Here is a 7,866-nt window from a genome sequence, read left to right as displayed (position 1 = left end):
CGTCGCGCCACTGGCCCGCGATGAGGATCCCGGTGGGGACTTTGGTCAGCAGCTGATCCACATTGATCGCCATACGAATTTTCACTTCCTGAGATTGAGGGCGCTGGTGGGAGGGTTCTTGAAGTTGATCTTCAGGGTCCGGTGCGGGATCTTGAGAATCCCTGTTCGCAGATCTTCACGCCGCACCGGCCGGGTGAAGTCGTAATTATGGTCGTCCTTGAGCGACTTGATCAGGCTCACGGCCAGCAGAGCGACCACGACCGTGAACGGCAGCGCGGAGATCATCGCCGCCTGCTGCAGCGCCCCGAGGCCACCGACCAGGAAGAGGAAGATCGCGCTCACGCCGGTCAGAACGCCCCAGAGGGTGAGCACAGGGCGGCTGGGGTCCAAGGCCCCGCGGGAGGTCAGCATGCTCAGCACGAAGGTGTTGGCGTCCGCCCCCGAGACAAAGTACAGCACGACCAGGATGATGGCGGTGACGGAGGTCAGGCCGGTCCAGGGAAGATGCCCCAGGGTCTCGAAGAACGCCGAATTGGGGTCGTCGAGAGCTCCCTGGCCGATCGAGCCGTCCCCGTCCATGTCGAACCTCATGGCGGCACCACCGAAGATCGTGAACCAGATGAAGAACACCAGGCTCGGCACCCCCATCACCCCGAGCACGAACTCCCGGATCGTCCGCCCCCGCGAGATCTTCGCCAGGAAGACCCCGACGAAGGCGCCCCAGCTGAGCCACCAGGCCATCATGAAGTACGTCCAGGACTGGTACCACTGGACGTCGTCGCCGGAGACGGGGGTGATCAGGCTGACCATGAAGAAGTCGTTGGCGTACTGGCCCACCGAGCGGAAGAACAGGTTCCCGATGAATCCGGTCGGTCCCGCGAAGAGGACGAAGAGCCCCATGGCCATGGCGACGACGCCGGTCACCTGGCTGGTGTACTTGATCCCCTTGTTGACCCCGGACAGGGCGGAGAGGGTGAAGATGACGGTGATGCCCACGATGATCGTGATCTGCACGAACAAGTCGTTGGGGATGCCGAAGACGCGGTTCATCCCCTCGGAGATCTGCGAGGCGCCCAGGCCCAGCGACGTCGTCGTGCCGAACAGCGTCGCGATCACGGCCAGGATGTCGATGGCGTGGCCGAACCAGCCGTCCATCGCCCGGCCGAAGATGGGACGCAGCATCGGGGAGATCAGGCCCGTGTTGCCGCGGCGATGCGTCGAGTACGCGATGGCCAGCCCGAAGATGCCGAAGACGGCCCACGCGTGCGGCCCCCAGTCGAAGTAGGAGAACTGCAGGGCGCGCACCGCCGCCTCATAGGTCCCCGGCTCGGCCAGTCCATGAGGAGGATCCGCGAAGTGACTGATCGGCTCGGCCACGCCGTAGCTGATCAGGCCGATCCCCATCACCGCGGACAGGACCATCGCCAGCCAGGTGACCGTCCGGAACTCCGGCCGGTCCTCGTTGCTGCCGAGCCGGATGCGGCCGAAACGGCTGAAGGCGAGGTAGACCATCAGCAGGATGCAGCCGAGGGTCACCAGCAGGTAGGTCCAGCCGACGCTGCCCGCGGCCCAGTTCATGATCGAGGTCATCACATCGCCCAAGACCTCGGGGGCGACACCCGCCCACAGGATGAACGCTGCGATGAGCACGATGGAGCCCCAGAACACGACGCCGGGGCGGTTGCGCAGCTCATGCGCGCGGCGCTGGGCCGATCCGTCGAGCAGGGGGGCGCGGAGGCCGCTGCCCGGGGGCTCGACGTCGTGGGAGGTGAGCACCGGCGAGCTCCGTCCGTGCTCGTCGGGGTACTCGTCGTCCGGGTCGGTGAAGGGTCGGGGCATCGCGTTCTCCGCTTCGAGGTGTGAGATGAGGGCGGGGCCGGGAACGCCGCGCATGGTCGACGCGTCCCCGGCCCCGAGGCATGGAGAGGGTTCGGAGCGGCCCAAGCGGAGCCGCCCCGTCACGGAGCCCCTCTAGGCGAGAGGCTCGAGGCCGAGGCTGTCGTAGAACTTGCCGGCCTTGTAGATCATCGGCTCCTCCTCGCGCGCTTCGGCGGAGCGCACCCGGCCGATGAAGACGGTGTGCGTCAGCGCCTGGAACCGCTCCTTGATCTCGACCTCGATCGAGGCGGAGGAGCCGTCGATCAGCGGCGAGCCGTGCTCGCCCTCGTGCCACTGGACCTGGTCGAACTTGTCCTGCGCCTTGGAGGCGAAGACCCCCAGGGTCTCCCGCTGGTCGCGGCTCATGATGTTGATGCCGATGTGCTTCGCCCGGAACATCGAGGGGTACGTCGACGAGGTCTTCTGCACGCACACGAGCACCAGCGGCGGGTCCAGGGAGACGGAGTTGAAGGAATTCACCGCCAGCCCGCGGGGACGGCCCTCCTCGTCCTTGGTGGTCACCACGGTCACCCCGGTGATGAACTGACGGTTGAAGGCCTTCAGGGCCTCCTCCGACGGCTCCCCGCTGAGATTGTCGACCACCGACGAGGCGTCATGCGCCTCGAAGGCGGATGAGAGGGACTTCAGGCCGAGGTCGGCGAGCAGCGCTCGGGCGTCCCAGGTCACCTCCTCCTCGGAGATGAGCCCGTCCCGGAGGGTCAGCAGGTTCGATCCATGGGTGATCACCCGGGTTCCCGTAGGGGGCACGTCATTCAAGGGCTGGGTGAAGGTGCCGGTGGTGTGCCAGTAGATGGATGCCTGATCGCCGTCGATCAGGATCTTGTCCACCACGGTCTCCAGGTCGGGGAAGGCCGAGCGGATGTTGAGGATCTCCTCTTTGATGTCCTTCAGCTCGATGGACTCGCCCGAACGGGCGCTGACCCGCCGGTACTGCTCCCCGACTACGGCGTCGAAGGCATCCACCTCTCCCCGGTCCCACGCACGACTCCAGGCCTCGAGAATCCGCTGCTTGATGTGATCCGGAGTACTGACGTTTTCGCTCTGTTGCATGCCAGTCACCCTAGAACCCTTCTCAGCTCTCCGTCAACACCTCCTGCATGCACCATGTTTTCAAGGGTTTTGTGGACGAGATTGACACGGTGTTAGCCACGCCATACATTGCTTGCATGCAAGGCGTGTCGAGCAGCTCCGCAGCGAAGGGCCGAGGAAGCGCTCCCTCCAGCTGTTCATCGACGAGGCGGTGCCGCGGTTCGGGTGAGGATGCTCGGGGCGGGGGCAGACGGCCTGGTCCAGGCCATGAGGCGGCCTATCGCGTGCGGCTCCGGCGGGCGGCTGCGCCCGTTGGTTACGGCCGCCTCTGCGCTCCCTCCGGCCCACCACGTAGGGTATCGAGCTATGACGTCTGATGCCCGGCCGATCGACATGCCCCAGGCAGTGCGCGCCCTGCAGGCCACGGGCCGGGTCGGGCTTCAGGGCGCTCCGTCCCCCGGCACGAGGGCGCTGCGCGTCCTGACCCCCTCCCTGACGGTCCTCGTGGTCATCGTCGCGGTCGGCGGCATCGTTTTCTTCGTGGTCGCCCCGATGGTGGGCGTGAAGCTGGGGGTCGCCTCGTACCTGGGGTTCCTCAGCGCGCTCGCGCTGCTCGTCGTCCTCCTCCTCTGGCTGCGGTCAGCGCTCCGCCGGCAGAACCGTTACGCGCAGGCCGAGCGCCTGCCCGTCGAGATCGATGCGCGCGGTCTCACCCTTCGCGGCGTGGGGCCCGTCCCGTGGACGGACTTTGCCCCGGCTCAGTACGACTGGGTGCACGTGTCGACCGGCAACGCCTATCAGCGGCGCGCACTCATGCATCTCACCGAATCCGGTCTGGTCGTCGTGAACCGGCATCTGCCGGACGAGCTGCGCGCCCGCCTGGGTCCGGTCGGCGGCTTCTTCGGCAACCGACATCACCGCTGGATCAGCGTGCCGAGGGCCCGGGGAATCAGCGAGAAGGAGATGATCGAGCTGATCAACCGGGCCCGCGCGATGTTCCTGGGCCAGCGCGGTCCGCAGAGGGGCGGTGGGACGTCATGATGACCTTCTTCGAGAGCAGCCCCGCAGCCGACGTGTCGCCGGTCCGCATCAGCATCGACGATCCGGCAACCCGGCGGATCAGGGCAGCCGGCATCGCACCGCCCGGCTGAGCAGGCGGTGGGGCCTCCTCGCCTGATTCGCCGGGCCGGCGCCCCGCTCAGCGGATCGAAGCCGGGCGTATGTCCCTCCCCAGGTCCGCTCGATGTAGTCCATGCAGTCGGCGCGTGGGGAGCCCTCCTCGGCGTCGCCGAAGGCTCACCTTCCAGCTCTATGTCCTCCTCATGACAACGCCTCATGGCCCTCCTCATGACAGTGCCTCATGCACTGCTAACTTGGGCATATGCAGGAGAAACCCGTTCAGGAAACACTCCGGGAGTTCGTCGCCGAACGCGATTGGTCGCAGTTCCACACCCCGGAGAACCTCGCGAAGAGCATCAGCATCGAAGCCGGCGAGCTCCTCGAATGCTTTCAGTGGAACGACGCGGACCTCCCCGCCGCCCAGGATGAGCTCGCCGACGTCCTGACCTACTGCCTCCTGCTCGCCGACCGGCTCGGCCTGGACCCCGAGACCATCGTGCTGGAGAAGCTCGCGAAGACGCGCGAGAAGTACCCGGCCGACAAGGCCCGCGGCCGGAGCCAGAAGTATGACCGGCTTTAGCCTGGAGCGGTTCCGCCTCGCACCCGACGAGGTCCGCCTCTGGGGCGCGGAAGACCTCCGGCACCGCAATTGGCCGGTCGTCTACGTCATGAACAACGAGGCGGAGGTGTACGTCGGCGAGTCCCTGAACGCCGAGGCCCGCATGCGGCAGCATCTCGACTCCGAGGAGAAGCGCCGCCTGAGCTGGGCGCGCGTCATCCTGGACGAGACCTTCAACAAGTCGGCGTGCCTCGACCTCGAGTCCTTCCTCATCCGCATGTTCTCAGGGGACGGCCGCCTGCAGGTGCTCAATCAGAACGCGGGCATCACGAACGCCGACTACTACGACCGGAGCTCGTACCGGAAGACCTTCGACGAGGTCTTCGAGATGCTCCGCTCGCAGGAGCACCTCTTCCAGCGCACGATGCCGGAGATCTTCAATAGCGATCTCTTCAAGCTCTCTCCCTTCAAGGCGCTGAACCACGATCAGGCGATCGCCGTGGAGGAGATCCTCGAGGGGCTCTTCTCCGACCTCCACGACGAGCGGCCCGGCACCGCCGTCGTTCAGGGAGACCCCGGAACTGGGAAGACCGTCGTCGGCATCTACCTCCTGAAGCTCCTCGAGGACATCCGGAACCACGATCCCGAGGAACCGCTCGACAACGACACGATCTTCAAGGATTTCTTCACCCCCGCGCACGCCGAGCTTCTCGCCTCGCTGCGGATCGGGATCGTCGTCCCCCAGCAGTCCCTCCGCGAGTCGGTCTCCCGTGTGTTCGCGCTGACCCCCGGCTTGCGCAGAGACCTCGTGATGACGCCTTTCACGGTAGGCGAGAGCGAGGAGCCCTTCGACCTCCTGATCGTGGACGAGGCGCATCGCCTTAATCAGCGCGCCAATCAGGCCTCCGCCTCGCTGAACACGAAGTTCGCGGACATCAACCGCAGGCTCTTCGGCGCCGACGATCCGGAGCTGACCCAGCTGGACTGGCTCCGGAAGCAGAGCCGACACCTCATCCTGATGCTCGATCCCGGTCAGAGCGTACGCCCCGCGGACCTCCCCGCCGAGGTCACCGCCGCCCTCCTCGCCGAAGCATCCGAAAACGAGCGGCTGCACCCCCTCCGATCGCAGAGGAGGATCTCCGCGGGACAGGACTACGTGGGTTACGTCCGCGCCGTCCTCGGCGACGACCCCCCTGCGCAGAAGGAGAGTTTCGGGGACTACGATCTCCGCTTCTTCGACGACCTCGGGAAGATGCGGCGGGAGATCTTCCGGCGCGACGCGGAGGACGGCCTAGCCCGCCTCGTGGCGGGGTACGCCTGGCCGTGGCGCAGCAAGTCCCATCCGGATGACCCTGATGTCTATGACATCGAGCTCGACGGGGAGCGGATCCGGTGGAACTCGACCCAGCGCGACTGGATCAGCTCCCCCGGCTCACTGCACGAGATGGGCTCGATCCATACCGTCCAAGGCTACGACCTGAACTACGTCGGCGTCGTCATCGGAGAGGACCTCCGGTACGACCCCGTGACGGGCCGCACGGTCTTCGACCGCGCCGAATACCACGACAAGAAGGGCCGGGAGAACAACCCGAAGCGCGGGATCACCTACTCGGACGAGGACCTTCTCCGCTACGTCCGGAACATCTACTCGGTTCTCCTCACCCGCGGCATCCACGGCACCTACGTCTACGTCTGCGATCCGGAGCTCCGGAAGCACCTCGAAGACTACTTCTGATGTTCCCTGCTGGCCGGCAGCCACTCCCTGAGACGAAGGCACAGGTGATACGCCGACGGTTCGGACGGAGTGGAGCGCGTATAGACGGTGCGTTGCATATGCCATAGCATGAGATGTGCAGACCTCCCCCACACACGTGGACCAGGGGGGTCTAGCTGTATCCGCTGTGCGCTACACCCTGGATGGACTACATCGAGGGTCCCGTGGGGCGAGGTACCGGCTATACCACTCATGGGCGAAGCGATGCTGGCTCACGCGGGCGATCGAGGCGTTGGCGCACCACGCCACGTGATCGGCCATCTGCATCAGTTGCGATGACTTCGGGTCGGTGTAGACGGGATCTTCGATGATCCGCCGGTCCCTGAGCCGCAGCTGCCGGTGAGCCGTCCTGTAGGTGGGGTCGGATCCGTCGCCGTCCATGAAGAGCATCGCCAACGACGTCGAGCCGTCCATCTCGGCTTCAAAGCAAGCGATGAGCTTCGCATACGTCTCTGCGCGGTGGGCGGCGTAGTCCTCCTGGGCTCCTTGCCGATACACGGCCCCCACTCGCAGCCCTTCAGTGCTCGTCATGGTCTCCAGGCTCTTCTGCGCGACCTCACGACCCAGGTCTTTCCAATAGGTCTGCGATCCATGGATGAAGCGGTGTGGCGGCCGCTGGGAGATGCGACCGCGTCCCAGGGCGTAGTGGGTCATGTGCAGTTCCTCGGTGACCGGGATCCCGTAGTGGGCCCAGAGGCTCTTGCGGTGGGTCAGCCAGGATCGGAGGACCTCATGCCAATGATCCGGATGGAACTCGATCCACCCATAGACGATGAGGCCGGACTGCGGGTGCCCGGAATCGTCGATGTAGATCATCCGGTCCAAGGTCCTGCGAGTCATGGGGGCCACTCTAGCGAGCGACGGTCCCAGGCCTCGACGAAGGCTGGTCAGGCGGCCTACGGGGCGCATGGACAGGCATAACGGTGCAAGAAGGAGCGGGGCGCCGTCGGCACCTCATCGCCTCTGTCTTCCAGGAGGGTGAGGGCACACCGGCGTTTCCGGGGGCTTTCCCCCGAAACGCCGGCGTGCCCTCTCCACCCCCTCAGACGATGGGACTCATCCCGCTATGCCGTCTCAGCTGCGTTGCTCGTACACGTCGTCTCGAGGACCGAGCCGCCGTATGCTCCGGCCAGCGGATATCAGCTCTCTCTGAGGCTGCAGAGAACCCGCGAGAACCGTTGTTGGAACGACCCGCTCAGCGGATCGAAGCCGGGCGCATGTCCGTCCAGGTGCGCTCGATGTAGTCCATGCAGTCGGCACGCGGGGAGCCCTCCTCGGCGTCGCCGAAGCTCACCTCCCAGCCCTCGGGCACGGGCCGGAAGACCGGCCACAGCGAGTACTGCTCCTCGGCGTTGACCAGGACGATGAAGCGGCCGTTCTCGTCGTCGAAGGGGTTGGTGCTCATGGGTGTTATGCCTTTCGTCTGCCGGCCGCGGGCGGCGGCCGGTCGTGGGGTCGGTTCGTGTGTCTGATGGGGGGGTCGGAG

The 7,866-nt window shown here is 65.9% G+C and carries 7 protein-coding genes; 3 read left to right on the top strand and 4 right to left on the bottom strand.

Going from position 1 to position 7,866, the window contains the following annotated elements; genetic code table 11:
* Positions 1–81: 81 nt before the first annotated feature.
* Positions 82–1,839, bottom strand: a complete 1,758-nt coding sequence (locus EWV39_RS13390; protein WP_129661330.1) for a BCCT family transporter — start codon at positions 1,837–1,839, stop codon at positions 82–84.
* Positions 1,840–1,971: 132 nt separating this feature from the next.
* On the bottom strand, positions 1,972–2,949 hold the full coding sequence (locus EWV39_RS13385) for a flavin reductase (protein WP_129661328.1): 978 nt from the start codon (positions 2,947–2,949) through the stop codon (positions 1,972–1,974).
* Positions 2,950–3,294: 345 nt separating this feature from the next.
* Here EWV39_RS13385 and EWV39_RS13380 point away from each other — a divergent pair, with 345 nt between their 5' ends.
* From EWV39_RS13380 to EWV39_RS13370, 3 genes are all read left to right on the top strand, one after another.
* Positions 3,295–3,969: a hypothetical protein gene (locus tag EWV39_RS13380; protein ID WP_129661325.1), complete on the top strand. Its 675-nt coding sequence runs from the start codon at positions 3,295–3,297 to the stop codon at positions 3,967–3,969.
* A gap of 340 nt (positions 3,970–4,309) precedes the next feature.
* Positions 4,310–4,627 (top strand): nucleotide pyrophosphohydrolase, encoded by a 318-nt coding sequence (locus tag EWV39_RS13375; RefSeq protein WP_129661322.1) that lies wholly within the window; start codon positions 4,310–4,312, stop codon positions 4,625–4,627.
* On the top strand, positions 4,614–6,341 hold the full coding sequence (locus EWV39_RS13370; RefSeq protein ID WP_129661318.1) for a DUF2075 domain-containing protein: 1,728 nt from the start codon (positions 4,614–4,616) through the stop codon (positions 6,339–6,341). Before EWV39_RS13375 ends, EWV39_RS13370 begins: the two co-directional genes overlap by 14 nt.
* Before the next feature lie 171 nt (positions 6,342–6,512).
* Here EWV39_RS13370 and EWV39_RS13870 read toward each other — a convergent pair whose 3' ends face one another.
* The gene (locus EWV39_RS13870; RefSeq protein WP_165313331.1) at positions 6,513–7,220 is read right to left on the bottom strand and encodes a DUF3800 domain-containing protein; all 708 of its coding nucleotides are present in this window, start codon (positions 7,218–7,220) and stop codon (positions 6,513–6,515) included.
* A gap of 355 nt (positions 7,221–7,575) precedes the next feature.
* On the bottom strand, positions 7,576–7,785 hold the full coding sequence (locus EWV39_RS13360) for an MbtH family protein (protein ID WP_129661315.1): 210 nt from the start codon (positions 7,783–7,785) through the stop codon (positions 7,576–7,578).
* Positions 7,786–7,866 lie beyond the last annotated feature (81 nt).

Source organism: Rothia halotolerans (assembly GCF_004136635.1).
Lineage (GTDB): Bacteria > Actinomycetota > Actinomycetes > Actinomycetales > Micrococcaceae > Rothia > Rothia halotolerans.
Note: the sequence above shows the minus strand (reverse complement) of the source record. Positions and strands in the feature narration are given on the sequence as shown.

Excerpts from the sequence above, each read along its gene's own strand:
- EWV39_RS13390 (WP_129661330.1), bottom strand. The coding sequence starts at position 1,839 with ATGCCCCGACCCTTCACCGACCCGGACGACGAGTACCCCGACGAGCAC.
- EWV39_RS13385 (WP_129661328.1), bottom strand. The coding sequence starts at position 2,949 with ATGCAACAGAGCGAAAACGTCAGTACTCCGGATCACATCAAGCAGCGG.
- EWV39_RS13380 (WP_129661325.1), top strand. The coding sequence starts at position 3,295 with ATGACGTCTGATGCCCGGCCGATCGACATGCCCCAGGCAGTGCGCGCC.
- EWV39_RS13375 (WP_129661322.1), top strand. The coding sequence starts at position 4,310 with ATGCAGGAGAAACCCGTTCAGGAAACACTCCGGGAGTTCGTCGCCGAA.
- EWV39_RS13370 (WP_129661318.1), top strand. The coding sequence starts at position 4,614 with ATGACCGGCTTTAGCCTGGAGCGGTTCCGCCTCGCACCCGACGAGGTC.
- EWV39_RS13870 (WP_165313331.1), bottom strand. The coding sequence starts at position 7,220 with ATGACTCGCAGGACCTTGGACCGGATGATCTACATCGACGATTCCGGG.
- EWV39_RS13360 (WP_129661315.1), bottom strand. The coding sequence starts at position 7,785 with ATGAGCACCAACCCCTTCGACGACGAGAACGGCCGCTTCATCGTCCTG.